Genomic DNA, 26,597 nt, shown 5'->3' with positions numbered 1-26,597 from the left:
GAGGAAGCATGCGCAACCTGCTGAACCTTGCCGGTAAGCGTGGCCTGGTGGTTGGCATCGCCAACGACCAATCCATCGCCCATGGCTGCGCCCAGGCCTTTCGCGCCGCTGGCGCCGAGCTCGCCATCACCTACCTGAACGACAAGGCAGAGCCCCATGTGCGGCCGCTGGCCGAGGCGCTGGCTGCCCCCTTGATCCTGCCTTGCGATGTGCGTGTTCCCGGCCAGTTGGAGGCTGTGTTCGCTGCCATTGCTGAGCGCTGGGGAGGGCTCGACTTTGTGCTGCATTCGATAGCCTACGCACCACGAGACGACCTGCACGGCCGGGTGGTCGATTGCAGCGCGGAGGGCTTTGCGCTGGCCATGGATGTCTCCTGCCATTCCTTTATCCGCATGGCCAAGCTGGCCGAGCCGCTGATGACGCAAGGCGGCTGCCTGCAGACGGTCAGCTACTATGGTGCCGAGAAGGCGGTGAAGCACTACAACCTCATGGGGCCGGTCAAGGCCGCCCTGGAGGCCTCGGTGCGCTACCTGGCGCTGGAGCTCGGCGGTAAAGGGATACGGGTGCACGCCATCTCGGCCGGCGCTTTGCGGACCCGTGCTGCCAGCGGCATAGACCGCTTTGACGAGATGCTGGCGCGGGTGGCCGCTGCCACGCCTACCCATCAGCTGGTCGGCATCGAGCAGATCGGCGCGCTGGCGGCCTTCCTGGCCAGCGATGCCGCCAGTGGCCAGACCGGCGGGGTGAGCTATGTGGACGGTGGCTTCAACATCGTGGGTTGATCTGGTGCGGGCTGCTTCCGGGGCGGGGAAACGGTGTCCCTAGCTTGGATAGACACGCAGCCAGACTGTGAGCAGCAAGCCGGTTGCCGCCAGCCAGCCCAGCGTCGAGAGGCCCAAGGTCGCCAAGAGGTTCATGCGCACGCTGAAGTAGTACACCCCCAGCAGGTAGACCGCATAAGGCACCAGCGACCACAGACCGAACAGTGCCGTGGTCCGCAGGTCGGCCGGGCTACGCGAACTGCCCACGATGTAGTGGGCGATCAGCGCAAAGGTCGGGAACAGCGGCACCAGGCCGGCTATGTAGAAACTCTTGGACTTGGACAGCAGGGCGATCAACACCACCACCGCGGCACCCAGGCCGGCTTTGAGCAGCAAGGCGAACATGGATGGCCTCCTGAAGACGTGGTGGCTATCTCAACACGCGCTTTGCCTATTGCGCAGTTGGGAACTTCCCTCGTCGCTCAGGGCTGCGCGCCCAGTGAAGCCCACAGGTGCTGCGCCGCATAGGCGCGCCAGGGGCGCCAGGCCTCCGAACGTTGGGCCAGCGTCTGCGCATCGGGCCTTACCCCCTCCTGCAGCGCCACCGCCTGCATCAGCCCCACGTCGCCAGCGGGGAAGGCATCGGTTTCTCGCAACTGGCGGATAGCAATGTACTGCGCAGTCCAGTCGCCTATGCCTGGCAGCGCGCAGAGCTTGTGGAGCGCTTCCTCCAGGCTGGCTTGCCGGTCGAACAAACATGGGTCGGCCACCAGGGCGGCAGCGAGTGAGGACAGGCAACGGCCGCGGGCGCGCGGCATGCCCAGCGCAAGGGCGAGGTCGACGTCCTTGAGCACCGTGGGCTCGGGGAAAACATGGCTCAGGCCCGGCCTGTCTGCGGCCTGCTCGGCCAGTGGTTGGCCAAACTGCGCCACCAGCTTGCCGGCGAGCTTGACCGCGGCCCCCACGGTAACCTGTTGACCCAATATGGCGCGCACCGCCAGCTCAAAGCCATCCCAGGCACCGGGCACCCTCAGCCCGGGCCGGTTGGCCACCAGGGGCGCCATCAGCGGCGTGCTGGCAAGCTGGGCATTGATCACCTCCGGGTCGGCCGCCAGGTCGAACACCCGCCGCAGACGGGCAATGATGGCTGGCAGTGAGGTCAGCCGTGGGAAGCGTATGGTCGCCCGCAGCGCAGGGCCATCGGCCTGGCAGACCGCCAGCGTACCCTGGGCGCCATCCAGTGCGATGGTGCGGTAGTAGACGCCGTCGGCTACCCGCTCCATACCGGGTATGGCGCGTGCGGCCAGGAAATCCAGCATGGCCTGCCAGTCATACGGCGGGCGGTAGCGCAAGAGCAGGCTGACCTCGCCCTGCGCGCCGGCGGGTTCGTCCGGCTGCTTGCCGTGCCGCAAGGCGCTGGGCGGGCGCTGAAATAGTGCCTGGAAGACCTCGTTGAAGCGCCGCACGCTGCCAAAGCCCGCGGCATAGGCAATCTCGGTCATGGGTAGGCGGGATTCATGGATCAGCTGCTTGGCCAGCAAGACCCGTCGGGTCTGCGCCACCGCCAACGGCGAAGCGCCCACATGCTGCGCAAACAGGCGGCGCAGCTGTCGTTCACCCACCCCCAGCCGCTCGCATAGCGCGTCCACGCCGGCATCATCCAGCGCGCCCATCTCGATCAGGCCCAGTGCCCGGCTGACGGTATGCGACACCCCGCTATTGGCCACCCCGCGCCAAGCGCCGCTGTCTGGTGCCGCCTCGGGCCGGCAACGCAGACAGGGCCGAAAGCCCGCCTCCTGTGCCGCCGCCGCGGTGAGGTAGAAACTTACATTCCTGGATTGTGCCGTGCGGGCCGGGCAGATAGGCCGGCAGTAGATGCCGGTGGTGCGCACGCCCACAAAGAAGCGCCCGTCGAAGCGACGATCACGGCTTAGCAGGGCGCGGTAGCAGGTGTCGTGGTCCAGTTCCATGCCGCGATGGTCGCGCTGCTCATCCACGCTGTCTAGCGTATTTCGGACATCGAAGGCGCCGTCCTGTCAGCCCGATGATCATGTCCGAAAACCGCCAGTGCTTTGTGCCCACCCAGGGCATTCTGGCTGGCCTGGCGAGCCTTGTCCGGCTGCGCCCATGCCAGCCAAAGGAGGAGAACACCGTGCAAACCCAGATCGACCTTGCCCAGCAGTTTCGCCAACTCAACCAACAGGGCCGGCTACTGCTGGCCAATGCCTGGGATGTAGCCAGCGCCCGCATCTATGAGCAGGCCGGCGCCCTGGCCATCGGTACCACCAGCGGTGGCATCGCCTACTCGCAGGGCTATCAGGATGCCGAGCTGATCGGGCGGGATGCCATGCTGAGGGTAGTGGCAGCCATCGCCCGGTCGGTACGTTTGCCGGTGTCGGCCGATATCGAGGCGGGCTACGGCCCCTCGGCGGAGGACGTGGCCAATTCGGTCCGCGCTGCCATTGCCGCCGGTGCGGTAGGCGTGAATATCGAGGACAACAGCCACGGTCTCACCTCCACGCCCTTGTTTGATATCGACGCGCATTGCCTGCGGCTGCACGCGGCGCGGACCGCGGCCGATGCCGCCGGCGTGCCGGTTTGGATCAACGCCCGGACCGACACCTATCTGCTGGGCCTGGGTGAGGATGCCGAAGCACGCTTTGCCGATACGGTAGTGCGGGCCAGGGCCTACCTGGCTGCGGGTGCCGATATGGTGTTCGTGCCCGTGCTGACCGACCCCGCCACAGTGCGGCGGCTGGTAGAGGCCGTCGGTGGGCCGATCAGTCTGATGGCCATGCCCGGCGGGCCGTCGGCAGCCGAGCTATTTGCGGCCGGTGCGGCACGGGTCAGCCTGGGTGTCTTCCCCATGCTGGCCGCCATGGCGACCGTGCGCGATATCGCTGCCGAGGCCTTAGGCAGCGGTACCTGGCAGACGATGAGCCACAGCTATGGCTACGCGGAGGCGGAAGCCCTGTTCGCAACCCGCTAACAGCCAGACGGGGGGAGGGGACAGCTGAGGCGGATCGATTCAGCACCAGTTAAGTGAGTAGGGATAAATATGGCATCAACATAAAACCGGTTTGCCCGGTCGATTCGACGAAGGATGCCCATCATGAAACGCTTCCCCCTCTTTGCCATCCTTGCCTTGCTGTCTGCACCGATCGTCCCCGCCATGGCGGCGGACGTGGGTGTCTCGATCAGCGTGGGTGACCCCAACTTCTACGGCCGCATCGACCTCGGTGACTACCCGCGGCCACGGTTGATCTATGAGCGCCCAGTCATCATCGAGCGCCCGGCAGTACGCGTGATCGAAGAACCGCTCTATCTGCGCGTGCCGCCGGGCCACGCCAAGCGCTGGCGCTATTACTGCGGCCGTTACGGCGCCTGCGGCCGTCAGGTCTACTTCGTGCAGGACACCTGGTACCGTGATGTCTATGTACCGCGCTATCACGAACGGCATGGCGACTGGCACGACCGCTATGACCGCGACGATTGGAAGCACGATCGCAAGGAATGGAAGCATGATCGCAAGGAATGGAAGCATGACCGCCATGACGATCACGGCCACGGTCATGGCCGTGATCGTGACTGAGGTGTATTCAAACCGTAGCTAGCTCCCGGCGCGCCTGGCTGAGCACCTGCCAGGCCGCACTGAGCGCCAGGCTGGCCATGACCACCGCCACCAGGAGGTCGGGCCAGCTACTGCCAGTACCGAATACACCCAGCGCCGCCAGTAGCACCGCCACATTGCCGAGGGCATCGTTACGGGTGCAAAGCCAGACACTGCGCATATTGCTGTCGCCTTCGCGGTAGGCGTAGAGCAGCACGGCCACCAGCAGGTTGGCCATCAGGGCCAGTGTGCCGATCATGCCCATTACCGGAGCCTCCGGTGGCCCGCCTTGCCAGGCGTGCCATGCGGCATTGCCCAGCACCCAGACCCCAAATGCTGCCATGGACGCCGCCTTGAGCAGCGAAGCCCGTGCCCGGCTGGCCAGGCCCATGCTGAGCACAAAGAGGCTGATGCCGTAGTTGGCCGCGTCGCCCAGGAAGTCCAGCGAGTCGGCCAAGAGCGCGACCGAGCCCGAGCGCATGCCGGCCAGTATCTCCACACCGAACATGGCGGCGTTGATGATGAGCGCGATATACAGCACCTTGCGGTAACGGCCGTGCCGTTCGGTATCGGGCGAGGGCTGGGGTTCGTGGTGGCAGCAATGTGTGCCCATGGTGTTCTCCTCTGTGGTCAATGGCGCTATGCTGAACCCTGTAGTCACTACAGGGTCAAGCCATGTCCGCCAGATACACCATTGGTGCCTTGAGCAAGGAGTCGGGCGTCAATCCGGAAACCATCCGCTACTACGAGCGCATCGGCCTGTTGCCGGCGCCGCCGCGCTCCGACAGTGGCTATCGGCATTACAGCGCTGCCACTGCACAACGCCTGCGCTTTGTACGTCGGGGCCGGGAGCTGGGCTTTGGCATCGAGGAGATCCGTACCCTCTTGCAACTGGCCGATCACCCCGAGGCTGCCTGTAGCACGGCTGATGAACTGGCGCGCCAACACCTGGCCGAGGTCGAGGCCAAGATTGCCGACCTCGAAGCCATGCGCGAAGTACTGGGCCGCCTGGTCGGCTGTGACAGCCAGAGCGCCGAGCACTGCCGCTTGATCGAGGCACTGGACCAGCGCAACTGCTGCGGACACGGTGCAGCTGCACCGGACGCTGGCGGCCAGTAGAAAATCCAAAGGTTGTCGCTGTTCTATTCCATTCCACTAGCTCTGCTCGCACCGCTTCCAGGCGCTAAGCGCCAGGGACGCTGGCGGCCTCGCCACCGCGACTGCGTGGCTGTTGCCCAAGCCGGGGCTTACTAAACAGGGCGTCCTTCTGTCGGGGTTGGTGCCTCACTGATGCGAGAATGGGGACTTTTGCAGTGCTTCCCTAGGAATATATCCACCCGGCCGCTTATGCTGAAAACAAACAGGCAGTCAGAACGAGAAAGGGCGAGATAGCACCATGAACAGACGCCGCTTCCTGGAAAGTGCGCTGGCAGGGGCCGTGTGCCTGTCGCCAGCATGGGCGACCGGCAAGAAGCCGGTGATCGCACTGCTGCTCAAATCCATGCGCAACGAGTTCTTCCGCGTCATGGCCGATGGCGCTCGCGCGCACCAGGCGCGCCGTAAGGACGACTACGAGCTGATCCTGCAAGGTGTGCAGGAAGAAACCGACGTCAAGGGCCAGCAGGCCTTGATCGAGCAATTGCTGGCCAAGCGGGTGGATGCCATCGTGATCGTGCCGGCTGATTCGGTCACCATGCTGCCCATCCTGCTCAAGGCGATCTCGGCCGGTGTGCTGGTCATCAACCTCGACAACAAGCTGGACGACCGGGCGCTGGCAAGCGCCCAGGTCAATATCCCCTTTGTCGGCCCGAGCAACTTCAACGGTGCACGAGGCGTGGGCGACTACATGGCCCGCCTGCTGCCAGCCGGCAGCAAGGTGGGGCTGATCGAGGGGCCGCCCGGTTCCATCAATGCCAAGGCGCGCAGCGACGGCTACCGCGATGCCATGCGGCGGGCCGGCATGGAGATCGCCGGCATACGTTCGGGCTATTGGGAGATAGAGCGTGGTGAGGCGGCTGCAACCGAGCTGCTGGAAGCCGAGCCGACGCTTAAGGCGCTTCTGTGTGGCAACGACAATATGGCTATCGGTGCTGCCCGTGCCGTGGAGGCCAAGGGCCGCCGTGGGCAAGTACTGATCGCGGGTTATGACCATATCCCTGCCATCAAGCCCTTGATCGCCGTGGGCAGTGTGACGGCCACCGCCGATCAATACCCAGCGCGGCAAGCCGAATATGCGCTGGATCTGGCCATCAAGGCGCTGGCAGCGCATACACCTCAGGCCGAACTGCCCGGCATTGTGCAGACGCCGGTCCAACTCGTTACCGGGCAGAAATGAAGCGATTCCTTACCCTGCTGCGCCAAGTGGCCGGTCTGACCCTTGTTGGGACAGCCTGCGCGGCGCCGGATATGACACTACAGGTCTATGCCGATACCTACCCGCCCTTTTTGATCGAGCAAGGCGGCCGCCTGGCCGGGCCATACGCCGACGCCTTCGCCAGCCTGGCGCGTCAACAGGGCATCGCAGTGCAATACAGCGCCATGCCGATCAAGCGGCTGTTGCAGCAGGTGGAACGGCAGCCCAATAGCTGCGGCCTGGCGGTGAATTTCTCGCCGGGCGAGGCAGAGACCTTGCGCTATGTAGGCCGGGTTGCGCCCATCACCCTGACAGTCTTCGCCCGTAAGGACAGCACGGCCAAGATCAACAATATCGAAGACCTGCGCAAATTCCGGGTGGGGGCCATCGATATTGCCGAGGTACGTGACCTGCTCGATACCGCCAATATCCGCTACGAACCTTTGGCCATGGCCAACCGCGGCATGGCCATGCTGCAGGCGGGTCGTTTTGACCTGCTGATCAGCGATGCCCGGCCAGACATGCTGGGTGAAGCCCGGGAGGGGGTGGTACGCATCTTTACCCTGGCCCAGGTGGAGCGCTGGGTAGCCTGCCACCCGACGATGGTGCCCAGCCTCGTCAGCAAGCTGCGCGCTGCCCTGGTCGAAGGGGTGTTTGCCCAATCTGTCCGTGCAGACTGGGCGCGCTACGATTTGGCCGACTATTACGAGCAGGTGCGCCGTGACTGGGACGCCATTCCCCGGCCTGTCATCAAGCGCGGGAAATAAGGCGGTTTAGCGGACCGGGACGATCTCCGTCACCGTCAGGCCCTCGGCCAGCTTCTCGGCACGAAAGCGTACCTTGTCGCCGGCCTTGAGGCCTTGTAGCAGCTGGGCATCCTTGACCCGGAACACCATGGTCATGGGCGGCATCTCCAGATTACGCAGTTCACCGTGCCGCAAGGTCAGCTTGCCGAGCGCGGCATCGACCTTGCGCACTTCGCCTTCGCTCAGTGCATCGGCGGCCGTCTGGCTGGCGTTGGGGGCGGCTTCCGCGGCCTGGAGGGTGGGGCTGGCCGCGAGGCCGGCGAGTAGGCCCAAGGCGGGCAGTAGTGTGCGCAGCGTGCTTGTCATCGTGGGTGTTCCTTAGGGTTTGCTTGAGTCAGAGTTTTGCCAGGACCTTGATGCGGCCCATCATGCCGGCCTCGAAGTGGCCGGGTACCAGGCAGCCGAACAGGAATTCGCCCGGCTGGTTGAAGTCCCACACCATCTCGCCGGTCTTGCCGGCAGGCACGTGCACCATGTAGGGGTCGCTGTGTTCCATGTTCGGGAACTTCTGCATCAGCGCGGCATGGCTGCGCAGGTCTTTCTCGGTGCCCATCACCAACTCGTGCAGCACCTTGCCCTTGTTGCTGATCCTGAGCTTGAGCACTTCGCCCTGTTGCACGGTGATCAGGTCTGGGCTGAAGCGCATGCTGTCGCTCATGCTGATATCCACCGTGCGTACCACCTTCTTGGGGTCGCCCTGGCGGCCAAAGGCCTCCTGCTCGGTAGAGATGGCTTGCTTGCCAGGCATGGCGTGTTCGCTGCTGCCGTGGGCCCAGGCGGCGCCCAGGCAGGCCAACAGCAGTAGGGGGGCAATACGGGGCTGGATCATGCGGCTTCCTCTCGGTTCAATGGTTGTGGCTGTCGTGGCCGGGTTTGACCACCTGCAAGGTGGTGGCATCCGCCGCCGGGGCGGATGCGCGCTTGGGTTCGGGTAGCTCGCCCGTCCATTCATAGGCGACGGTACCTTTGGGGTAGTCGTAAGGGCCGGGGTCGCGGTAGTCGCCGGGCTTGAGGTCGTCGCGCACCTTGAAGACAGTGAACATGCCGCCCATCTCGACCGGGCCGAACTGGCCCATGCCGGTCATCATGGGCAGGGTGTTGTCCGGCAGCGGCATCTCCATCTCGCCCATGTCCGCCATGCCCTTGTCGCCCATCACCATATAGTCCGGCACCAGTTTGTTGATCCGCGCGGCAAGGCCGCTGTGGTCAACCCCGATAAAATTGGGCACGTCGTGCCCCATGGCGTTCATGGTGTGGTGCGACTTGTGGCAGTGGAAGGCCCAGTCGCCTGGCCGTTCGGCCTTGAATTCGATGGCCCGCATCTGTCCCACGGCAACGTCGGTGGTCACCTCCGGCCAGCGCGCGCTCCTGGGCACCCAGCCGCCATCGGTGCCGGTTACCTCAAAATTGGTACCGTGCAGGTGGATGGGGTGGTTGGTCATGGTCAGGTTGCCCACGCGTATGCGTACCCGCTCATTGGTGCGTGCCACCAGCGGGTCTATGCCGGGGAAGGCACGGCTGTTCCAGGTCCACAGATTGAAGTCGGTCATGGTATTGACCTTGGGCGTGGCACTGCCGGGCTCGATATCGTAGGCGTTGAGCAGGAAGACATAGTCGCGGTCCACCCGCATGAAATCCGGGTTCCTCGGGTGCACCACGATGAAGCCCATCATTCCCATGGCCATCTGGGTCATCTCGTCGGCGTGCGGGTGGTACATGAAGGTGCCCGAGCGCGTCATCTCGAACTCATAGACAAAGGTCTTGCCCGGCTTGATCTGCGGCTGGTTAAGCCCGCCCACGCCATCCATGCCATTGGGCAGCAGCACGCCATGCCAATGTATCGTGGTGTGCTCGGGCAGCTTGTTGGTCACAAAGATGCGTACCTTGTCGCCCTCCACGCATTCGATGGTAGGGCCGGGGCTCTGGCCGTTGTAGCCCCACAGATTGGCCTTCATGCCCGGGGCGATCTCGCGCACCACCGGTTCGGCAACCAGGTGGAATTCCTTCACCCCATTGCGGGTACGCCAGGGCAGGGTCCATCCATTGAGCGTGACCACCGGGTTGTAGGGGCGGCCATCGCGCGGGTGCAGCGGGGCTTGCGTCGCGGCGCTCTGCTGCAGCGGGGCCTCGGGCAGGCCGGCGGCCGCCACGCGGGATACGGCTCCGGCACCGATCAAACCGGCAGCGGCTTGCAGGAAATGTCTACGGTCAGTCATGGTGGTTCAGGCTCAGTGGCTGGCGGTGGTTTCGGCCGAGGCCGTACCCACGGAAAAATTGGAGGAGGGCGGGTTGCCGGCGGTGGTGGCCAGCTCCAGATCGGCGTCGGCCAGCCAGAAGTCGCGCTGCGCATCGAGCGCGGCCATGACCACGGCGGCCTGCTCGCGGCTGTCGGCCATCAGCTCGAAGACCGAGATCAGCATGCCGTTGTAGCGTAGCTGCCGTTCGTCCGAGATGGCTTTGCGCAAGGGGACGATCTCGTCCTGGTAACGTTTCGCCAGGGCGTATTGGCTACGGTAGGCGGCATAGCTGGCCCGCAGCGACGATTCCGCCTGGATGCCGATATCGGCCGCTCGGTTGAGCGCCTGCCGGTAGCGAGCCTCGGCGCCGGCCACGCGCGCGCCACCCCAGTCGAACAGCGGCAGCTCCAGGCTCAGCTCATAACCGTGCTGCTTTGCGGCCTCGTTGCTGCCGTTGTTGAGGTAGGAAACCTCCAGCACATTGATAAAGCGGGTAGTGCGGGTCAGCCCCAGCGAGCGTGCCAGCCCTTCAACCTCGCGGCGCGCCATTTCAAGGTCCAGCCGCTTTTCGCTGGCCTCGGGGCCGATCTCGCGCAGCTCCCGTTGCGACTTGGGCAAGTCGGGCAGGCGTTCTGGCAGCTGCAGTTGAGCCGCATCCTGGCGGCGTAGTGACAAGACCCTGATCAAGGCTTCATGGGCTTCCAGCGCGGCCTGCTGCGCCCTTTCCTGTCGCATTGCCGCCTCGGCCGCCTGCAGCTGGGCGAGTTGCTGGCTCAGCTGCGGATAATTGCCCGCGGCCACCATGCGCTTTGCCAGCTCTGCACCGGTAGCGGCCGAATCGGTTACATCGGCCTGATAGCTCGCCGCCTGCTTGGCCGCCACGGCTTGGACCCAGGCCTTGCGGGCTGCCAATGCGGTCGTGGTGATACGGGCGGCAACTCCCAGCCGTGCCTGCTCCAGGGAGCGGGATTCGATCTCGCTGCGCCAGGGCAAGGTCAGTACCCCAAGGATGTCGAGCCCGTAGCTGCGCTCGTATTCAACTTCGCTGCCACGTTGCTTGCGAGAGAAGCCAAAGCGCGGGTTGGCGAGCCGTGTCGATTGGGCAAAATCTGCCTGGACCACCCCTAGCTCGGCGAGGTCGGCCTGGACCGAGTGGTTGTTGAGCATGGCGAGCCGTACCGCGCCATCGGCATCGAGTGGCTTGGCCAACAGTTCGGCCACGGCAGCCTGTCGTCGGGTTTCATCGGCTTCGTTGGCCGCCAACTGCAGCGCCTCGCCGCGCTCGCGCCCCAATCGCTCACGGACTTCGGCGATGGCACCGTCTGGTGCTGTCGAGGCACAACCGGCCAGCAAGAGTGCTGCCAGAAGCAAGGGTAGGGCGTAGGGTAGGGGGTGGGCGGTGCGTGGCATAGCGTCGGTATAGGTGGACGATGGCCGCCACGATAGCGGGGCCGGCCTGTCCTCAAGCTGACGGCGACATTACAAATTTGTCAGCTTGCGCCCGAGCTGCCCGCAATTCGCTACGATCCAGTCTGGAAGACATTCAAACGTTTGGCAGCTATGCATCTCTTACTGGCCGAGGACGAGCAGTCCGCCGGCGAATACCTGGTCAAGGGTCTGACCGAGAACGGCTTTGTGGTCGACTGGGTGCAGGACGGCGTGGACGCCGTGCTGCAAGCCCAGACCGTGGCCTACGACCTGATCGTGCTGGACGTCGGCCTGCCCGGGTTGGACGGCTGGTCCGTGCTCAAGCGCATCCGGCAGACCCGACCGACGCCGGTACTCTTCCTAACCGCGCGCGACCGGGTCGAAGACCGGGTGCACGGCCTTGAATTGGGCGCCGACGACTACCTGGTCAAACCCTATGCTTTTTCTGAGCTGCTGGCCCGCGTGCGGGTACTGCTGCGCCGCGGTAAGCCGCAGGAACTGGACCTGCTGACCCTGGCGGACCTGGAAGTACATCTGTTGCGCCGGCGGGTTGAGCGCGCCGGCCAGCGCATTGACCTGACAGCCAAGGAATATGCCTTGTTGCTGCTGTTCCTGCGCCGGCAAGGCGAGGTGCTGTCGCGTACCTTGATCGCCGAACAGGTCTGGGACATGAATTTCGATAGCGACACCAATGTGGTGGAAGTCGCCATCCGCCGCCTGCGTGGCAAGATCGACGAACCCTTCGATACCCCCTTGATCCATACGGTCCGGGGTTTTGGCTATGTGATGGAGCTGCGCGCTTGAGGCTGCCTGGCTTGCAAGGCGAGCCCACCACCCTGGCCCTGCGCCTGGTGGTGTTGTTCACCCTGGGGGCGGCGCTCTTGATGAGCGGGGTGGGCTACTGGCTCTACCACGCACTCAAGATGCAGCTCGACGAGCGCAACCTGGCCGAAGTGCGCGGCAAGACCGAGGTGATCCGCCACCTGTTGGCCGACATACCCAGCGCCGCCGAGCTGGGACCGCAGCTGCAGCGCTTTCGCGATATCTCGGTCGGCCATCCTTATATCACCACCGGTGTGGCCCATGAGGGCGATTGGCTGCTCCGGCCCCGCGGACCGGTGCGGCAGGCCATAGAGCAAGCCGCCAGCCTGCCGGCTGATGCGGTTACCCCGCTCCGGGTGGAGGGTGCCGACTGGTGGGTCAGCCGTATACCCTACCGCTGGCCACAAACGGGTAGCCCAGGGGTAGACGTCTATCTGGCGGTGGATATCTCCGAATCGCGTGACATCCTGCATGAGCATGGCCTGACCGCCGCGCTGGCGGTACTGCTGGGCAGCCTGGCCAGTGGCCTGTGGGCCTTCTTCGTAGCCCGCCGTGGCCTGGCTCCGCTGCATGCCATTGCGGCCGAGGCCGAGCGCATGACCAGCGAGCGACTGGGTACGGCCATCGATATCCAGCACGCGCCAGGCGAGATACGCGGCCTGGTCGGCAGTCTCAACCGCATGCTGGAACGACTGGCAGAGAGCTTTCGCAGTCTGGAGCAGTTTTCCGCCGATATCGCCCATGAGCTGCGTACGCCGCTCAACAACCTGATGATGCAGACCCAGGTCACCCTCTCGCGGCCCCGGCTGGTGGAGGAGTACCAGGAGACCTTGCTGCGTAACCTGCAGGAATTGGAGCGATTGCAGCGCATGGTGTCGGACATGCTCTTCCTCGCGCGGGCCGACAGGGGCATGCTGACCTTGCAGCAGGAGGAGGTCGATCTGAGGGCCGAAGCAGACAACCTGGCTGACTTTTTCGAACTGGCGGCGACGGAGCGAGGGCAGTGCATCGTGGTACGCGGCGAGGGCAGGCAGTTGGGTGATCGCTTGATGCTGCGCAGGGCATTGACCAATCTGCTGTCCAACGCGGTGCGTTACGCGCCAGCGGACACCACCATCGAGGTCGATATCGAGGCGAAGACGGAAGGCTTGCAACTGCGGGTGGCCAACCCTGGCGAGCCGATTGCGGCAGAGACCCTGACCCGGTTGTTTGCCCGCTTTGCCCGCCATGAGAGCGCTAGCAGTCGTGATACCGATGGCATAGGCTTGGGCCTTGCCATGGTCGATTCCATCATGCGCCTGCACGGTGGGCTGTTGGCGGCGCATGCGGTGGATGGCCGCATCGTGTTCAGCCTGCGCTTTCCGCCTGCAGCGCAGATAGGCAGCAGCAAAGGGTAGGACCGTTCGCCTACCCATATTGCATAGCCAGGCGCGCGGGAATATATACTGGGGTAAGTGAGGCTCGGCCTCTCGACCGACGCAGGAAAGCAAGCGCATGGCCTATCCGGAGCAAAAATCTCAGCCGCATGGCGAAGTACCCACCAGCGCTGCCGCTTCACATGGACCGGCGGATAGTGAGCTTTTGCGCGAGCGCGTCGAACTGGTCGACAAGGTCAACGAACATCTGCTGCGCGAGATCGGCCAACGGCACGAGACCAACACCCGCTTGGCTCGTGCCACCGAGCGGCTGAACCAGATCATCGAGATACAGCGCCAACTGACCGAGGCCGAGTTAGATCTGCCACGCTTTATGTACTTGGTCGTTGAGCGCATGCAGGACCTGACGCCCGCCATCGGTGCGGTGATCGAGCTCGCCGAGGGCGACGAGATGGTCTACCGTGCCGCCAGTGGCAGCGTGGCGCAGTACCTGGGCCTGCGGCTTAAGCGTGCAGGCAGCCTTTCGGGCTTGTGCGTGGCCCAGCGCGAGGTACTGCTGTGCCGCGATACCCGCACTGATCCTCGGGTCGACCGGGCTGCCTGCCAGAAGGTGGGTGCCGGTTCCATGGTGGTGGCGCCCCTGCAATTGCAGGGCCGTACTGTTGGGGTGCTCAAGATCATGGCGCCCGAGCCCGACGCCTTTAGCGAAGCCGATGTGCAGACCCTGCAGCTGATGGCCGGCGTGCTGGGGTCTGCCCTGGCCCACAGGGTGGACTTCGAGGAGAAAGAGCGCCTCTTGCATGAGGCGGAGGTGGCGGCGGCCAATTTCCGCAGTGCTGCCGAAGCCAATATGGACGCTTTCTACATCCTGACCTGCGACCGGGATGCCGAGGGGCGGATCAGCGACTTCCGCTTTGTCTACATCAATGCCCAGGCTGAAGCCATGATCAAGCGGCCGCGCGACCAGGTGATCGGCCAGCCGCTGAGCAAGGTGATGCCCTATCACCACAACCAGGGCTTTTTCGCCAAGTATGTGCAGGTTGTGGAGAGCGGCCGGCCGCTGGAGGAAGAGTACGCGGTACAGGGGCAAGACATGGCCGCCGAGTGGATACACCACGAGGTGGTCAAGACCGGCGATGGCATCAGCATCAGCGCGCGCGACGTCACCCAGCAGAAGCGGGCTGAACAGGACCTCGTGCTGCGCGAATCGCTGCTGCGCACACTGGCTGATTCCATTCCGGCGCAGATTTCCTTTGTCGGGCGGGATGAGCGCTACCGTTATTGCAACCGTACCTATACCGAGTTCTTTGGTGTACCGACCGAGCAGATCGTCGGCATGCATGTACGCGACTTCCTGGGGAAGGAGGCGTACGAGGTCATCAAGCCCTTTATCGACCAGGCGCTGGCCGGTCAACGGGTGACCTTCGAGCGCAGCATCACCCTGCGGGGTGAGACGCGACGAGTAGAGATCCACTATATCCCGCAGCAGAACAGCGACGGCACGGTGTCGGGCTTCTACGTCATGGTCTGGGATATCACCCAGGCCCATCAGCGTGAGCAGGTGTTGCGCAGCCGTGCCACCACCGACCCGCTGACCGGCCTGCTCAATCGTGCCGCCTTTATGGAGACCCTGGAGCAGGAGATCCACCACCACTACCTGCGTCAGCAGGGCATGGCGTTGCTATTTTTGGACCTGGACCACTTCAAGGCGGTGAACGATACCCTGGGCCATGCCGCGGGCGACGAACTGCTGCGCGTATTTGCCGAGCGCCTGCGGGATGCGGTGCGCATGAGCGACCATGTGGGCAGGCTGGGTGGTGACGAATTCGTGATCCTTTTGACCGGGATCGATTCAGTGCAGACCCCTTCGCAGGTGGCCGGCAAGATACTGTTGGCGATACAGGAGCCGGTCATGCTGGGCGAAACACCACACCCCGTTGGCACCAGCATCGGCATCGCTTACGCAATGAATACCACGATGACGGCCGAGCAATTGCTGGCCGTGGCCGACGGTGCGCTTTACGAAGCCAAGGCCGCCGGCCGCAATACCTTCCGCCTGACCGCGCTGCAGTAGTCTGTTCGTGAGTGTCGGATTCATTGACATTGCCGCCCTTTAGGGGCGGCAATGTCTTTTTATCTGATTGAATAGAAACGAAAATGTCTTCCCGGTGCGCCGTTTGCTTGCCTACGCGCAGCCCGAAATCGCCACTGTCCGACTGTCCGGTCCGGTGGGCGGGCTGCATGGTGGGGCCGGCCTAGCAGGGCCGGCCCCATGCTCAACCAGGCAAGGAGGCGCACCATGATCACCGTGATCCGGACCGGCACCGTCAACGGCGGCAGCAATCTTGCCGCTGCCATGGGCTGGGCCCAAAAGACCAGCGGCTTTTTGCGTGAGCATCACCAACTCAATGTGACCGTGCTGACGCCGGTCGGGGGCAATCCCCATCGCCTGGGCTGGATGGTCACCGTGGCCGATATGGCGGAATTCGAGCGCAAGAGCCTGGCCTTCGTCACCGACCCTCGTTACCACGAGTTGCTGGCTGCCGGCCGCGACCTTTTTATTCCCGGCTCGGTCGAGGACACGATCTGGCGTAGCGCCTGAGCAACCTGGCCCCGCCCGTCAAGCTGGCGGGGCCTTACACCAAAGTACGACACGCTGCTGTCATCTGCCGGGGGCATAGTGCCGCCACCTAACCCACGGCAGAACAAGATGAACACCACTCCTATCCTGCTCACCGTCGCAGTGAGCGCGGCCCTGGCCACCCTGGCCGCTTGTAGTGGCTCCGAAGACATGCAGCCGCTGATCCCCGAGGGCAGCACCCTCAAGGTGGCGCTGCTGGAGACCACCGACCTCCACGCCAATGTGATGAGCTATGACTACTTCGGCGTGAAGGAAGACACCACGCTGGGTATGGAGCGCACTGCCACGCTGATCAAGAGCGCACGCGCCGAGAACCCCAATACCGTGCTGCTGGACGATGGCGACACCATACAGGGCACCCTGCTGGCCGACTACCAGGCCCTGGCCAACCCGGTGACCTGCAGCACCCCCCTGGCGGTGCACAAGGTCATGAACGCGCTGCAGTACGATGCCGGCGGCGTGGGCAACCATGAATTCAACTACGGCCTGGGCTACCTGAGCCAGGTGACGAACCGCGACTTCGGTGTTCCCGGCGTGACCAAGCCCGGCAACTGCGGTGGGCCCAACTTCCCGGTAGTGCTGAGCAATGTGAACGGCGTGAGCAGCCAGGTACCGATCTTTGCCCCCTATGCCATCGTGCCCAAGACCTTCAAGGCCACCAAGCCGGACGGCAGCAGCCTGGACGTCACCTTCAACGTGGGCGTGCTGAGCTTTGTCCCGCCGCAGATCATGGACTGGGACAAGAAGAACCTGGACGGCAAGGTCTACGTCAATGGCGTGAAGGAAAGCGCCACCAAGTACGTGCCGGAAGTACGCAGCAAGGGTGCCGACATTGTGGTCGCCCTGTCGCATGGCGGGCTGGACGCCAGCGCCTACAGCCCCAAGATGGAAAACGGCAGCTATCACCTCACTACCGTGCCGGGCATCGACGCCCTGATGGTGGGCCACTCGCACCTGATTTTTCCCAAGGCGCGTGAAAAGAACGGCCCGGCGCTGGATGCCTCGCTGCTCTCGCTGCCCAAGGACACGGTCGACAGCGACAAGGGCCTGGTCAACGGCGTGCCCACCGTCATGGCCCAGAGTTGGGGCCGGCGTCTCGGCATCATCCAGCTGACCCTGCTGCGCCAGGGCGGCCAGTGGGTAGTGCAGAAGGACAAGACCAATGTCGAGTCGCGCGGCTTCAAGTACACCGACGGCGTGACCAACGTCGCGGCCGACGCCGGCGTGGCACCGCTGGTCGATACCGAACACAAGGGCACCGTGGCCTACGCCCAGCAATCGCTGGGCGTGACCACCGACTTCGAAATGTCGGCCTTCTTTGCCCTGGTCGGCGACGTCAGCGCCATCCAGATCGTCAACCAGGCCCAGATCGACTACGTGAAGAACTTCGTGGCCACCAGCCTGCCGCAGTACGCCGGCATCCCGGTGATCTCCACCAGCGCCCCCTTCAAGGCCGGTCGCAATGGTGCCAACGACTTCACCGATGTCGCGCCGGGAGCCAGCGCCACCTCGCCCTTCACCCTGCAGGTACGCAACCCTGGCGACCTCTACCTCTACAGCAACAACAATGTGCAGGCAGTGAAGATCAAGGGTTCGGACCTCAAGAACTGGCTGGAGACCTCGGCCAAACAGTTCGGCCAGATCGATCCGAGCAAGAGCACCGAGCAGGACCTGGTGCCGTCCTACTCGACCATCTACAACTACGACGTCTTCTACGCCGAAGGCAATGCGCTGACCTATCAGATTGACGTCACCAAGCCGGTTGGCAGCCGCATCGTCAACGTCAGCTACCAGGGCAAGCCCATCGCCGACGGTGACGATTTCATTGTCGCCACCAACGACTACCGCGCTGGCGGCGGTGGCGGCTTCCCGGGCATCGACGGCGGCAAGACCATCATCAAGTCGCCCGATGCCAACCAGACCGTGGTCAGCAACTACCTCAAGAAGATCGGCAAGGTGACCTACGCTGCCAACGGCAACGGCCGCAGCTGGAGCTTCGTCAAGGTGACGACCGCCGGCCCGGTGATCCTGCGCGCCCAGCCGGGCAAGCTGGCCGTCGCCAAGGTGCTGGGCTTGGCCCTGGTGAGTGCCGAAGGCAGCCTGGATGCCAGCGGCTACGCCAAGTACGCGATCGACCTCAGCAAGTAAGCCATATGGCACTACGCCCTCTCCGCACACGGGGAGGGCGTAGCCATTTGAGAGGAAGTCCATGCAAGACCTGCGTTACTCCGTGGCCACCGTGTTGGCCATCCTCCTGGTGGCTGCCTGCACCCATGAGCCAGCCAAGCCGCCCACCAGTGCCGAGATTGAATCCATGGGCCTCTTGGCCACCGATGGCCGCCAATCCAAGGCCCAGGCGCAGTTGCAGAACTGGGCCGAGGCGGGCTACGCCGTGGCCCAGCGTGAGCTTGCGCTGGGTTACGCGCGCCAGCCAGCGCAATACGCCCGGGCCCTGGCCTGGTTTGAGAAGGCTGGCCATGCCGGCGACGCCGAGGCGGCCTTCCAGCTGGGCGAGGCCTACCGCCAGCCGACCCTGGGTGCCACGCAGAACCTCAAGTTGGCCTGGGACTGGTACCGCCTGGCCGCCGAGCACCAGCATGCCCTGGCGGCGCTCTCGCTGGCGCGTATGGCCCGCAATGGCGATGGCGTACCACGTGATCTGGGGCTGGCCGCCCGCTGGTTGAATGTGGCAAGCGAGCAAGGCAACCCGCAGGCCATGTTTCTGCTTTCCAACGCCTACCTGGCAGGCGAGGGCGTGCCACGCAATCCCATCATGGCGCGCCGCCTGCTGGAGCTCTCTGCCGAGCGGCACTACCCGGCTGCGCTACACCAGCTCGCCATGGCGGTGGAGGGCGGCGACATGCTCATGCTCAAGGACCCGGAAAGGGCCGGCTGGCTACGTAAGGAAGCGGCCGAGGAAGCGCGTAATCGCTGGAACACCTACTAGCGCTAGTGCGCGATTGCGACATCGAATCCGCAACCGCTGCATCTGGGTTAAAGGAGTCGGTACACTTCCGATTCCTGTTACTGAAATTTACAAGCCCATGCTTGCCCTGCTCAAACAAGAAAAAAACCTGTTGATCGCCTTCGGCGTGGCCCTCGTGGCCTTTCCGCTTGAACATGCCGTGCTGGAGGCCGGCCAAGCGGTGTCGCTGGTGGTGGCCCTCCTGCTGGTCGGCACCATCATCCTCGCCTCGCTCCGTGTGGCGCACCACGCCGAACTGCTGGCCGAGAAGGTCGGCGAGCCCTATGGCACCATGATCCTCACCCTGGCTGCCGTGCTGGTGGAGGTAGTGATCCTGGCCATCATGGTCAGCCATACCAGCTCCACTACGCTGGTGCGAGACACCATCTATTCGGCTGTGATGCTGGACGTGAACGGCATCCTGGGTCTCGCCGCCATCCTCGGTGGCCTCAAGTATGGCGAGCAGCCCTACAACGTGGACTCGGGCAACTCCTATATCGTCATGATCATGACCGCCATGGGCGTCTCCATGATCGTGCCGGAATTCATTCCCACCACGCACTGGAAGCTCTATTCGGTCTTTACCATCGTGATCATGGTGCTGCTTTACGCCATGTTCCTGCGCCTGCAGACCACCAAGCACAGCTATTTCTTCAGCTACCAGTACGCCGAGAGTGGCGAGCATGAAGTCCACCATGGCGGCAGCACCGCCCAGTCCGTGGCTTGCCTGGTGGTGGGCGTGGTGCTGATCGGGCTCTTGGCCGAGGTCATGTCCAAGACCATGGACGCTGGCCTTGCCGGTACCGGCGTGCCACCCATCGTGGCTGCGCTGCTGGTGGCCGCCATCTCTGCCAGCCCAGAAATCCTCACTGCCGTACGTGCCGCCTTGGCCAACCGCATGCAGCCGGTGGTCAACATCGCCCTGGGCGCGTCGCTCTCCACCGTCATCCTGACCGTGCCGGTGATCGAGCTCCTGGCGCTCTTCACCGATAAGCCCATCCAGATGGCGCTGAGCCCGGTGCAGACCGCCATGACCTTGCTGACCCTGATCGTGGCGGCGATCAACCTGCATGATGGCGAGACCAATGCCATCGAGGGAGTGACCCATTTCGTGCTGTTTGCCACCTTCCTGATGCTGGCTGGCATGGGCGTGTGAGAGCGCTTGGTCACACAGGGTAGATGGAGGGGAGATCAGCTCAGGCGCCCGGGAAACCCGGGCGCTAATCAGTAATGAGTGCTGAACCGATGGCTCTCACGCTGATTTAGCCCCGTCCCTCCGCCCCGCCCGCCGGCGGGGAACCTCGCTGACGCTCGTCAGCGCATAAAATTGGCTGCCATAGGGAAACGTCAGCTCCTATGCCGACGCTCACGGGCATAAACGCCGCCAGCTATGGAGGCGCAGATCGACAGCAGCATGGCAATGGCCACCCACCAGCCCGGCTGCGTGTCCTCAATCAGGCCCAGCAGCGTGGCGAGGTTGAGCAGGGCGCTGGGCCCAGCCGCGTAGGCCGCATGCAGCAAAGGGCGGTTGTTGGTGCGTATGCCGGCCACATAGCCCCCCAGGCCACTACAGAAGAGGCCCACGGCGCTGGAGATCAGTACAAACACCGGTGAGGCATCAAGCTGCTTCAGGAGCTCGGCCGAGCTCAGCGTGCTATCGGCCAGCAGGCTGCCGGCCAATACGATTACCAGTATGCCCAGCACGGTGGAGCTGACGATATCGACAATGGCGCCCAGTGCAATGGCGGCCCAGTTCAAACCCATAGTGTTTCGTACCCGTTCCAATTCAGCTACCAGCGTAGGCTAGCACGCGATTTTCGTGTTGTTGGCCGTCCAGCTCAAACCAGGTCTGGCCTATGTCGTTAAAGCCAAAGGCAAGGTAGTAGCCGATGGCCGGCGCGTTGTGCACCCAGGTGCTAAGCCAGAGCTTGCTGCCGACGTCCTGCATGGCGGCGCGTAGCAAGGCCGAGCCTATGCCCTGGCCCTTGAAGTGGGCTTGCACGTAGAGCTTCTCGACCTCCACCCCGGCCTGCCCTGCCACCGGGCAACGGGTTTCCAGGTCCAGGCAGACATAGCCCTGCAAATAGCCGTCTACTGCATGTACATAGAGTCGGTAGCGTGGCGAGGCGATACGCTCGGCGAAGTAGTCTGCGGTGAAGGTGTCCAGCACATAGCGCGCGGCGTCGTCCCGCACCCCGTTGAGCGCATAGGTATGTAGCCAGACCTCGATGGAGAGGGCGGCGAGATTGCGGCAGTCATCGGCAACGGCAGGGCGGATCAAGATCACTCCAGTGCTTGCGGCACGCCCCGGCGGGCGATAAGGTCCCGCATGCTACCTCAAACCCGCCATCATCCCCCCATGCAAGCTGACCAGATCCACGCCGCCGCCCACATCCTCGCAACGCGCCGCCTCAAGGGCGAACAAGGGCCGGTCCTGCCCGAGTCTTGCCGTCCGCATGACCTCGATACCGCCCTGGCCATCCAGGGGGCCGTCGCCGCGCAGATGGGCCAGGCCATAGGCGGCTGGAAATGCGCCTTGCCGTCTGAAGGCAAACTGGTGGTCGCCCCCATCTATGCGCCAACCATCCATACGCTATCCCCTTGCACCGTCTGGGCCAGGAGTGGCAAGACCCGCATCGAGCCCGAGATAGCCTTTCTCCTGGGTAAAGACCTGCCTGCGCGGGACCAGCCCTATACCCCCGCCGAGGTCGACACCGCCATCGCCGCCAGCCATCTGGCACTGGAGCTGATCGACAGCCGCTACGCGCCCGAGGCCGGCAACCTGTTCCCGGACAACCTGGCCGATGGCCTCGTCAACCAGGGTCTCTATATCGGCCCGGAACTTGATGCCAACATCGCAGCCCAGCTCAACGAGTTCGAGCTGACGCTGGAAGTTGTGGGTGAGACCCAACAACGCCCCGCCCGCCATCCGGATGGCCTGCCACGCCGGCCGCTCTACTGGCTGGCAGAGTGGCTGCGCAGCCGCGACCAAGGCCTCAAAGCCGGCCAATGGGTAATTACCGGCTCCTATGCAGGAGCAGTTGTCGTGCCAGTAGGGGTGCGGCTACGTGTGAAATTTGGCGGGGTGGGTGTGCTGTCCGTGTGTTTCGAGGAAAAGTAATCACGTCGCACCTCGCAGTGGTCGTTATTCAGGCCGGCGCTTGGGTTCCACTTGGACTGCCGACCCGTAGCATAGGACTTCGGTCAGGCCCGGCATCAACTCCGTGGCGTCATAGCGCATGGCGACAATGGCGTTTGCGCCCAGTTGCTGGGCATGCTGACACATCAGCGCATAAGTTTCCGCACGTGCCTGTTCGCACAGATTGGTATAGATGGTGATGTTGCCGCCAAAGAGTGTTTGTAGGCCGCCGAAGAAATTACCCACGATGGAGCGTGAACGGACGGTAATACCGCGAACGACGCCGAAATTACGGACGACGTTATAGCCGGGCAGCTCAAGCGCCGTTGTGACCATGGAATTCTGCATGCTGTGTGGACCTTATCGTTGAATGGGAGAAGTATTTCGCACACGGTCAGTCTGCTGCTTTGCCCTACTGAAACGCCACCTCCGCAAAACTCCGCAACTTGCGGCTGTGCAGCTGCCCTATGCCTTGCTCACGCAACAGCTCCATGGCGCGGATGCCGATGCGCAGGTGCTGGTCCACCCGTTCGCGGTAGAAGTGGTTGGCCATGCCGGGTAACTTGATCTCGCCATGCAGGGGCTTGTCGCTCACGCACAGCAAGGTGCCGTAGGGCACGCGGAAGCGAAAGCCGTTGGCGGCGATGGTGGCGCTCTCCATATCCAATGCCACCGCGCGGCTCTGGCTGAAGCGGCGCTGCGGGCCGTTGTCGGGCAATAGCTCCCAGTTGCGGTTGTCGGTGCTGGCCACCGTGCCGGTGCGCATGATGCGCTTGAGCTCGGCACCTTCGATCTGGGTCACGTCCGATACTGCCTGCTGCAAGGCCAGTTGGATCTCGGCCAGCGCCGGTATTGGTACCCATAGTGGCAGCTCTTCGTCCAGCACATGGTCCTCGCGCACATAGCCATGGGCCAGTACATAGTCGCCCAACTGCTGGCTGGTTCGCAGGCCGGCGCAGTGGCCCAGCATGATCCAGGCGTGCGGGCGCAGTACGGCAATATGGTCGGTAATGGTTTTTGCGTTGGCTGGTCCCACGCCGATGTTGACCATGCTGATGCCGCAACCATCGGCTCGCACCAGGTGGTAGCCCGGCATCTGCGGCAGTCGTGGTGGCGCCTTGCCCAGATCGTCGCCTTCCTCGGCTGGCGTACCTGCGCGGCGGGTGATCAGGTTGCCCGGCTCCACAAAGGCGATGTAATCGCTCTGCGGGTCGCTCATGGCCTCGTGGCCCAGGCGCACAAACTCGTCGATATAGAACTGGTAGTTGGTGAACAGTACGAAGTTCTGGAAGTGCTCCGGTGCCGTGCCGGTGTAGTGGCGCAGCCGGTGCAGGGAATAGTCGACCCGCGGTGCGGTGAACAGCGACAAGGGCTGCGGCTCACCCGGCGCCGGCTCATGGGTGCCGTTGGCAATGCCGTCGTCCATGGCTGCCAGGTCGGGCAGGTCGAACACATCGCGCATCAACTGCCGCCTTGCCGGGTCCAGGCTGCCTTCGATATGGTCATTCTCGGCAAAGCTGAAGTGCACCGGTATGGGCTGGGTGCTGGTGCCCACCTCCAGCTCGGCATTGTGATTGTCCAGCAGCAGCTGGAACTGCGCCAGGTAGTAACCGGCAAAGAGGTCGGGGCGGGTGAGGGTGGTCTCGAAGCGGCCGGGGCCGGCCACAAAGCCGAAGGCGAGGCCGGCATTGCCAGCTGAATTGCAGCGTGCCACGGTGTGGGTCTGCACCCGCACAAAGGGGTAGCAGGCCCGTACATGGCCCGGCAGGGTCTCGCCGGCCACAAAGCGGCGCATGGCGTCACGCAGGTGGGCCAGGCTGTGTTCGTAGATCAAGCGGGCCTGGGCCAGCGCCGCGGCCGGGTCCTTGTAGCGCAGGGGGGCGATATAGCTGGGCAGGTAGGGCATGGTGCAGTGTTCCGTGCTGGCAAGGGGCGGGTAGCGGTTGACGGCGGTCTAGGCCGCCATGGCAACCTTAACGCGAGAGTTTGGGTTTGTGGGCTCGAACCTGTTTAGCCGGGCCATGGTGCTTGGGCTGGGCATGCTGCGCGGCACGCGTACGCGGTGTTTTGATGGCTTTGAGTTTGTAGGGCTTGGGGTGGTAGGCCCTGCCGGTCTGGTGCACAGGCTTCTGGTTGACCTTGCCGCTGGCTTGGTAGGGCTTGGTACTGGCTTCGGCCGGGGTGATCAGGCAAAGGGCCAGCGCGAGCGGAACGAGGTATTTCACGGATTCTCCCTTGTGTATATGGCTGCATCTGGCTTGCAGGCTGGTTCTGCTGCCAGCTTACCCAGATGCCTCAGGGCTCACAATCGTCTGTTTAGGGGAGAGTGCTTCGACCACATGGTCGATCAAGGCACGCAGCCGGGCCAGCCGCCGCAGGTCGCGGTGGTAGCCCATCCACATGTCCCGCCCCGGCGGGGCTTCGTCCAGCTCAATACGGCGCAGGCCCGGCGTGGCGTCGCCCAGCGGCGTTGGCAGCACCGCCAGCCCCACTCCGGCTGCACACATCCGGGCTTGGGCCGAACGGTTGTTGCTGCCAAAGGCGAGCTGGGCGCGGGGCAAGACGCGGCGTAGCCAGACGACGTCGGGCATATCGGCAAAGCCGGCATCCATACCCACCAAGCGGCAGCCGATCCCGTCACCCGTAGTAGGGATGTCGCAGCCTTCCCGGCCGTAGAGTGCATAGGGCATATGCAACAGCTTGCGCTGCAATACGTCCGGTTCGTCAAAGGCGCGTATACGGAACACCAGGTCCGCCTCGCGCCGGGCCAGGTTGAGCAGGCGCGCGTCGGTCAAGAGCTCCAGGCTGACTTGCGGGTGTTGCACGGCAAAGCCGGCCAGCACCGGGGTGAGCATATGCACACCAAACCAATCCGAAGATGAGAGCCGCAGCGAGCCGCTGAGGCCCTGCTCCTGGCCACCAAGCTCACGGGCGATGCCCAGTGCTTCCTCTTCCATGCGCTCGGCGTGCGCCAGGATGGCATTGCCCTCATCGGTCAGCACAAAGCCGTCACGGGTACGCTGGAACAGCGTCTGCCCCAGTGTTTGCTCCAGCGCCCTCAGTCGTCGCCCCATGGTGGGTTGGGTCTGTCCGACCAGACGCGCCGCACCACCCAAGGTACCGGCCCGTGCAATGGCCAGGAAGATACGCAGGTCGCTCCATTCCATTATAGGCTCAAACATTTATGCATGGATGACGTGCAGTATCGTCGATTTACCATAGATCGTGCATGGAAAAGAATGACGCATCCCAATCGCAGTACGACCCTAAAGGAGCGTCATCATGAATCAAGCCACCATGCAGGCCCTTGTTGTCGAAACCCCTGCCGGCCCCTTCGAGCGCAAGACCCTGCCACGCCCAGAGGCGGCTGCCGGCCAGGTGCTGGTGCGTATACACGCCAGCGGCATCAACCCGCTCGATACCAAGATCCGCGCCGGCCGTGCCGACCATGCGCAGCAAGCGCTACCGGCGGTGCTGGGTATCGACCTGGCCGGTGTGGTGGAGGCCGTGGGTGAGGGCGTGAGCGGCTTCGCTCCGGGTGATGCGGTCTACGGTATGACCGGTGGCGTAGGTGGGGTACAGGGGTCACTGGCCGAGTACGCCGCGGTGGACGCCGCACTGCTGGCCAAGGCACCTGCTAACTGGAGCCTGCGCGAAGCAGCCGCCTTGCCCCTGGTCTTTATCACCGCCTGGGAAGGGCTGGTTGAGCGCGCCCAGGTCCGTCAGGGCCAAAAGGTGCTGATCCACGGTGGTGCTGGCGGTATCGGCCATGTGGCCATCCAGCTGGCCCGCGCCCGCGGTGCCGAGGTCTACGCTACTGCGTCTGCCGCCAATCTGGAGGTCGTGCGCGCCCTTGGCGCTACCCCCATTGACTACACCACGACCACGGTGGAGCAGTATGTGGCCGAGTACACAGGCGGCGAGGGCTTCGACATCGTGTTCGACACGGTGGGTGGCTCCACCCTGGACGCTTCCTTCGTGGCTGCCCGTACCTATGGTGGCCATGTGCTGAGCGCGCTGGGCTGGGGCACCCACAAGCTGGCCCCCTTGTCCTTCCGCGCTGCTACCTATTCGGGGGTCTTTACCCTGCGCCCGCTGTTGACCGGCAAGGGCCGCACCCGCCATGGCGAGATCATGGCAGAGGCCACCAAGTTGGCAGATGCTGGACTGTTGAGGGTCAGGGTAGATGAACGCCGTTTCCACTTCGACAACGTGGCTGAAGCCCATGCGCTGGTGGAAGCCGGCGACGGTCGCGGCAAGCTGGTAGTCGAGGTGATTACCGCCGCCTAAAGTCAGGCACTTGGCCGGTTGAACAAAGTGAAACGGGGCTGCCGAGAGGCGCCCCGTTTTTTTGATTGTATTCCTCCACCTGCACCTGGGTACCGCTATGTATCCCGATTACTACCTGAATAAGCTATATCAAATCAGCCTTGTTGTGACCTTGCGTGCCGGGCTGCCA

Annotated in this window: 28 protein-coding genes; 15 read left to right on the top strand and 13 right to left on the bottom strand. The window is 63.9% G+C overall.

Going from position 1 to position 26,597, the window contains the following annotated elements; all coding sequences use genetic code 11:
• The first annotated feature begins 8 nt into the window (after nt 1-8).
• A complete protein-coding gene (gene fabI / locus VIM95_RS19405) occupies nt 9-782 on the top strand; it encodes an enoyl-ACP reductase FabI (protein WP_331989039.1) in 774 nt (257 codons plus the stop codon).
• 39 nt (nt 783-821) lie between these two features.
• On the opposite strand, the gene VIM95_RS19400 is transcribed toward fabI, so the two are convergent.
• Together VIM95_RS19400 and VIM95_RS19395 are read right to left on the bottom strand one after the other, a co-directional pair.
• A complete protein-coding gene (locus VIM95_RS19400; RefSeq protein WP_331989037.1) occupies nt 822-1,166 on the bottom strand; it encodes a GlpM family protein in 345 nt (114 codons plus the stop codon).
• A 77-nt stretch (nt 1,167-1,243) separates the two neighbouring features.
• A complete protein-coding gene (locus VIM95_RS19395) occupies nt 1,244-2,758 on the bottom strand; it encodes an AlkA N-terminal domain-containing protein (protein WP_331989035.1) in 1,515 nt (504 codons plus the stop codon).
• 155 nt (nt 2,759-2,913) lie between these two features.
• On the opposite strand from VIM95_RS19395, the gene VIM95_RS19390 reads away from it, so the two are divergent.
• Together VIM95_RS19390 and VIM95_RS19385 are read left to right on the top strand one after the other, a co-directional pair.
• Entirely contained in the window at nt 2,914-3,750 is an 837-nt protein-coding gene (locus tag VIM95_RS19390; RefSeq protein WP_331989033.1) for an isocitrate lyase/phosphoenolpyruvate mutase family protein, read from the top strand.
• 123 nt (nt 3,751-3,873) lie between these two features.
• Nucleotides 3,874-4,353, top strand: coding sequence for a hypothetical protein (locus VIM95_RS19385; RefSeq protein ID WP_331989031.1), 480 nt, complete (start codon nt 3,874-3,876; stop codon nt 4,351-4,353).
• 7 nt (nt 4,354-4,360) lie between these two features.
• Here VIM95_RS19385 and VIM95_RS19380 read toward each other — a convergent pair whose 3' ends face one another.
• Nucleotides 4,361-4,984, bottom strand: coding sequence for a cation diffusion facilitator family transporter (locus VIM95_RS19380; RefSeq protein ID WP_331989029.1), 624 nt, complete (start codon nt 4,982-4,984; stop codon nt 4,361-4,363).
• Between the two features lie 62 nt (nt 4,985-5,046).
• Here VIM95_RS19380 and VIM95_RS19375 point away from each other — a divergent pair, with 62 nt between their 5' ends.
• The 3 genes from VIM95_RS19375 to VIM95_RS19365 all read left to right on the top strand — a co-directional run bounded on the left by VIM95_RS19375 (nt 5,047) and on the right by VIM95_RS19365 (nt 7,491).
• A complete protein-coding gene (locus tag VIM95_RS19375; protein ID WP_331989027.1) occupies nt 5,047-5,490 on the top strand; it encodes a helix-turn-helix domain-containing protein in 444 nt (147 codons plus the stop codon).
• A gap of 277 nt (nt 5,491-5,767) precedes the next feature.
• Nucleotides 5,768-6,706, top strand: coding sequence for a sugar ABC transporter substrate-binding protein (locus VIM95_RS19370; RefSeq protein WP_331989025.1), 939 nt, complete (start codon nt 5,768-5,770; stop codon nt 6,704-6,706).
• The gene (locus VIM95_RS19365) at nt 6,703-7,491 is read left to right on the top strand and encodes a hypothetical protein (RefSeq protein WP_331989023.1); all 789 of its coding nucleotides are present in this window, start codon (nt 6,703-6,705) and stop codon (nt 7,489-7,491) included. The genes VIM95_RS19370 and VIM95_RS19365 overlap by 4 nt, the downstream gene beginning before the upstream one ends.
• A gap of 6 nt (nt 7,492-7,497) precedes the next feature.
• Here the strand turns inward: VIM95_RS19365 and VIM95_RS19360 are convergent, their stop codons facing one another.
• From VIM95_RS19360 to VIM95_RS19345, 4 genes are read right to left on the bottom strand one after another with little or no spacing between them, the layout of a single operon-like run.
• Entirely contained in the window at nt 7,498-7,836 is a 339-nt protein-coding gene (locus VIM95_RS19360) for a copper-binding protein (protein ID WP_331989021.1), read from the bottom strand.
• 28 nt (nt 7,837-7,864) lie between these two features.
• The gene (locus VIM95_RS19355; protein WP_331989019.1) at nt 7,865-8,359 is read right to left on the bottom strand and encodes a cupredoxin family protein; all 495 of its coding nucleotides are present in this window, start codon (nt 8,357-8,359) and stop codon (nt 7,865-7,867) included.
• 16 nt (nt 8,360-8,375) lie between these two features.
• Nucleotides 8,376-9,746, bottom strand: a complete 1,371-nt coding sequence (locus VIM95_RS19350; protein ID WP_331989017.1) for a copper oxidase — start codon at nt 9,744-9,746, stop codon at nt 8,376-8,378.
• Nucleotides 9,747-9,758: 12 nt separating this feature from the next.
• Nucleotides 9,759-11,177 carry a TolC family protein gene (locus VIM95_RS19345; protein ID WP_331989015.1) on the bottom strand — a complete coding sequence of 473 codons (1,419 nt, stop codon included), beginning with the start codon at nt 11,175-11,177 and terminating at the stop codon, nt 9,759-9,761.
• Nucleotides 11,178-11,327: 150 nt separating this feature from the next.
• Between VIM95_RS19345 and VIM95_RS19340 the strand changes: the two genes are divergently transcribed.
• The 7 genes from VIM95_RS19340 to VIM95_RS19310 all read left to right on the top strand — a co-directional run bounded on the left by VIM95_RS19340 (nt 11,328) and on the right by VIM95_RS19310 (nt 20,155).
• Complete coding sequence (locus VIM95_RS19340) at nt 11,328-11,999, top strand: heavy metal response regulator transcription factor (protein ID WP_331989013.1); 672 nt, start codon at nt 11,328-11,330, stop codon at nt 11,997-11,999.
• Complete coding sequence (locus VIM95_RS19335; protein ID WP_331989011.1) at nt 11,996-13,414, top strand: heavy metal sensor histidine kinase; 1,419 nt, start codon at nt 11,996-11,998, stop codon at nt 13,412-13,414. The genes VIM95_RS19340 and VIM95_RS19335 overlap by 4 nt, the downstream gene beginning before the upstream one ends.
• Before the next feature lie 97 nt (nt 13,415-13,511).
• Complete coding sequence (locus tag VIM95_RS19330; protein WP_331989009.1) at nt 13,512-15,467, top strand: diguanylate cyclase domain-containing protein; 1,956 nt, start codon at nt 13,512-13,514, stop codon at nt 15,465-15,467.
• Between the two features lie 225 nt (nt 15,468-15,692).
• Complete coding sequence (locus VIM95_RS19325; protein ID WP_331989007.1) at nt 15,693-15,995, top strand: hypothetical protein; 303 nt, start codon at nt 15,693-15,695, stop codon at nt 15,993-15,995.
• A gap of 108 nt (nt 15,996-16,103) precedes the next feature.
• Entirely contained in the window at nt 16,104-18,182 is a 2,079-nt protein-coding gene (locus VIM95_RS19320) for a bifunctional 2',3'-cyclic-nucleotide 2'-phosphodiesterase/3'-nucleotidase (RefSeq protein WP_331989005.1), read from the top strand.
• 61 nt (nt 18,183-18,243) lie between these two features.
• Nucleotides 18,244-18,981 (top strand): tetratricopeptide repeat protein, encoded by a 738-nt coding sequence (locus VIM95_RS19315; protein ID WP_331989003.1) that lies wholly within the window; start codon nt 18,244-18,246, stop codon nt 18,979-18,981.
• A gap of 97 nt (nt 18,982-19,078) precedes the next feature.
• A complete protein-coding gene (locus tag VIM95_RS19310) occupies nt 19,079-20,155 on the top strand; it encodes a calcium:proton antiporter (RefSeq protein WP_331989001.1) in 1,077 nt (358 codons plus the stop codon).
• Nucleotides 20,156-20,346: 191 nt separating this feature from the next.
• Here the strand turns inward: VIM95_RS19310 and VIM95_RS19305 are convergent, their stop codons facing one another.
• Together VIM95_RS19305 and VIM95_RS19300 are read right to left on the bottom strand one after the other, a co-directional pair.
• Nucleotides 20,347-20,763: a hypothetical protein gene (locus VIM95_RS19305; RefSeq protein ID WP_331988999.1), complete on the bottom strand. Its 417-nt coding sequence runs from the start codon at nt 20,761-20,763 to the stop codon at nt 20,347-20,349.
• 22 nt (nt 20,764-20,785) lie between these two features.
• Entirely contained in the window at nt 20,786-21,280 is a 495-nt protein-coding gene (locus VIM95_RS19300; protein ID WP_331988997.1) for an N-acetyltransferase, read from the bottom strand.
• A gap of 78 nt (nt 21,281-21,358) precedes the next feature.
• Here VIM95_RS19300 and VIM95_RS19295 point away from each other — a divergent pair, with 78 nt between their 5' ends.
• Nucleotides 21,359-22,120, top strand: a complete 762-nt coding sequence (locus VIM95_RS19295; protein ID WP_331988995.1) for a fumarylacetoacetate hydrolase family protein — start codon at nt 21,359-21,361, stop codon at nt 22,118-22,120.
• 24 nt (nt 22,121-22,144) lie between these two features.
• Here VIM95_RS19295 and VIM95_RS19290 read toward each other — a convergent pair whose 3' ends face one another.
• The 4 genes from VIM95_RS19290 to VIM95_RS19275 form a co-directional block, all read right to left on the bottom strand.
• Nucleotides 22,145-22,486: a YbjQ family protein gene (locus tag VIM95_RS19290; RefSeq protein ID WP_331988993.1), complete on the bottom strand. Its 342-nt coding sequence runs from the start codon at nt 22,484-22,486 to the stop codon at nt 22,145-22,147.
• A 64-nt stretch (nt 22,487-22,550) separates the two neighbouring features.
• Entirely contained in the window at nt 22,551-24,044 is a 1,494-nt protein-coding gene (locus tag VIM95_RS19285; RefSeq protein WP_331988991.1) for an AMP nucleosidase, read from the bottom strand.
• A gap of 67 nt (nt 24,045-24,111) precedes the next feature.
• Nucleotides 24,112-24,363: a hypothetical protein gene (locus tag VIM95_RS19280; RefSeq protein ID WP_331988989.1), complete on the bottom strand. Its 252-nt coding sequence runs from the start codon at nt 24,361-24,363 to the stop codon at nt 24,112-24,114.
• Nucleotides 24,364-24,420: 57 nt separating this feature from the next.
• On the bottom strand, nt 24,421-25,320 hold the full coding sequence (locus VIM95_RS19275; RefSeq protein WP_331988987.1) for a LysR family transcriptional regulator: 900 nt from the start codon (nt 25,318-25,320) through the stop codon (nt 24,421-24,423).
• 100 nt (nt 25,321-25,420) lie between these two features.
• Between VIM95_RS19275 and VIM95_RS19270 the strand changes: the two genes are divergently transcribed.
• Nucleotides 25,421-26,428 (top strand): zinc-dependent alcohol dehydrogenase family protein, encoded by a 1,008-nt coding sequence (locus tag VIM95_RS19270; RefSeq protein ID WP_331988985.1) that lies wholly within the window; start codon nt 25,421-25,423, stop codon nt 26,426-26,428.
• Nucleotides 26,429-26,597: the final 169 nt, after the last annotated feature.

Origin of the sequence: Chitinimonas sp. (genome assembly GCF_036568685.1) — a bacterium.
GTDB lineage: Bacteria > Pseudomonadota > Gammaproteobacteria > Burkholderiales > Chitinimonadaceae > Chitinimonas.
This window is presented reverse-complemented; position numbering and strand designations above follow the sequence as displayed.

Excerpts from the sequence above, each read along its gene's own strand:
- fabI (WP_331989039.1), top strand. The coding sequence starts at position 9 with ATGCGCAACCTGCTGAACCTTGCCGGTAAGCGTGGCCTGGTGGTTGGC.
- VIM95_RS19400 (WP_331989037.1), bottom strand. The coding sequence starts at position 1,166 with ATGTTCGCCTTGCTGCTCAAAGCCGGCCTGGGTGCCGCGGTGGTGGTG.
- VIM95_RS19385 (WP_331989031.1), top strand. The coding sequence starts at position 3,874 with ATGAAACGCTTCCCCCTCTTTGCCATCCTTGCCTTGCTGTCTGCACCG.
- VIM95_RS19380 (WP_331989029.1), bottom strand. The coding sequence starts at position 4,984 with ATGGGCACACATTGCTGCCACCACGAACCCCAGCCCTCGCCCGATACC.
- VIM95_RS19375 (WP_331989027.1), top strand. The coding sequence starts at position 5,047 with ATGTCCGCCAGATACACCATTGGTGCCTTGAGCAAGGAGTCGGGCGTC.
- VIM95_RS19370 (WP_331989025.1), top strand. The coding sequence starts at position 5,768 with ATGAACAGACGCCGCTTCCTGGAAAGTGCGCTGGCAGGGGCCGTGTGC.
- VIM95_RS19365 (WP_331989023.1), top strand. The coding sequence starts at position 6,703 with ATGAAGCGATTCCTTACCCTGCTGCGCCAAGTGGCCGGTCTGACCCTT.
- VIM95_RS19360 (WP_331989021.1), bottom strand. The coding sequence starts at position 7,836 with ATGACAAGCACGCTGCGCACACTACTGCCCGCCTTGGGCCTACTCGCC.
- VIM95_RS19355 (WP_331989019.1), bottom strand. The coding sequence starts at position 8,359 with ATGATCCAGCCCCGTATTGCCCCCCTACTGCTGTTGGCCTGCCTGGGC.
- VIM95_RS19350 (WP_331989017.1), bottom strand. The coding sequence starts at position 9,746 with ATGACTGACCGTAGACATTTCCTGCAAGCCGCTGCCGGTTTGATCGGT.
- VIM95_RS19345 (WP_331989015.1), bottom strand. The coding sequence starts at position 11,177 with ATGCCACGCACCGCCCACCCCCTACCCTACGCCCTACCCTTGCTTCTG.
- VIM95_RS19340 (WP_331989013.1), top strand. The coding sequence starts at position 11,328 with ATGCATCTCTTACTGGCCGAGGACGAGCAGTCCGCCGGCGAATACCTG.
- VIM95_RS19330 (WP_331989009.1), top strand. The coding sequence starts at position 13,512 with ATGGCCTATCCGGAGCAAAAATCTCAGCCGCATGGCGAAGTACCCACC.
- VIM95_RS19325 (WP_331989007.1), top strand. The coding sequence starts at position 15,693 with ATGATCACCGTGATCCGGACCGGCACCGTCAACGGCGGCAGCAATCTT.
- VIM95_RS19320 (WP_331989005.1), top strand. The coding sequence starts at position 16,104 with ATGAACACCACTCCTATCCTGCTCACCGTCGCAGTGAGCGCGGCCCTG.
- VIM95_RS19315 (WP_331989003.1), top strand. The coding sequence starts at position 18,244 with ATGCAAGACCTGCGTTACTCCGTGGCCACCGTGTTGGCCATCCTCCTG.
- VIM95_RS19310 (WP_331989001.1), top strand. The coding sequence starts at position 19,079 with ATGCTTGCCCTGCTCAAACAAGAAAAAAACCTGTTGATCGCCTTCGGC.
- VIM95_RS19305 (WP_331988999.1), bottom strand. The coding sequence starts at position 20,763 with ATGGGTTTGAACTGGGCCGCCATTGCACTGGGCGCCATTGTCGATATC.
- VIM95_RS19295 (WP_331988995.1), top strand. The coding sequence starts at position 21,359 with ATGCAAGCTGACCAGATCCACGCCGCCGCCCACATCCTCGCAACGCGC.
- VIM95_RS19290 (WP_331988993.1), bottom strand. The coding sequence starts at position 22,486 with ATGCAGAATTCCATGGTCACAACGGCGCTTGAGCTGCCCGGCTATAAC.
- VIM95_RS19285 (WP_331988991.1), bottom strand. The coding sequence starts at position 24,044 with ATGCCCTACCTGCCCAGCTATATCGCCCCCCTGCGCTACAAGGACCCG.
- VIM95_RS19275 (WP_331988987.1), bottom strand. The coding sequence starts at position 25,320 with ATGTTTGAGCCTATAATGGAATGGAGCGACCTGCGTATCTTCCTGGCC.
- VIM95_RS19270 (WP_331988985.1), top strand. The coding sequence starts at position 25,421 with ATGAATCAAGCCACCATGCAGGCCCTTGTTGTCGAAACCCCTGCCGGC.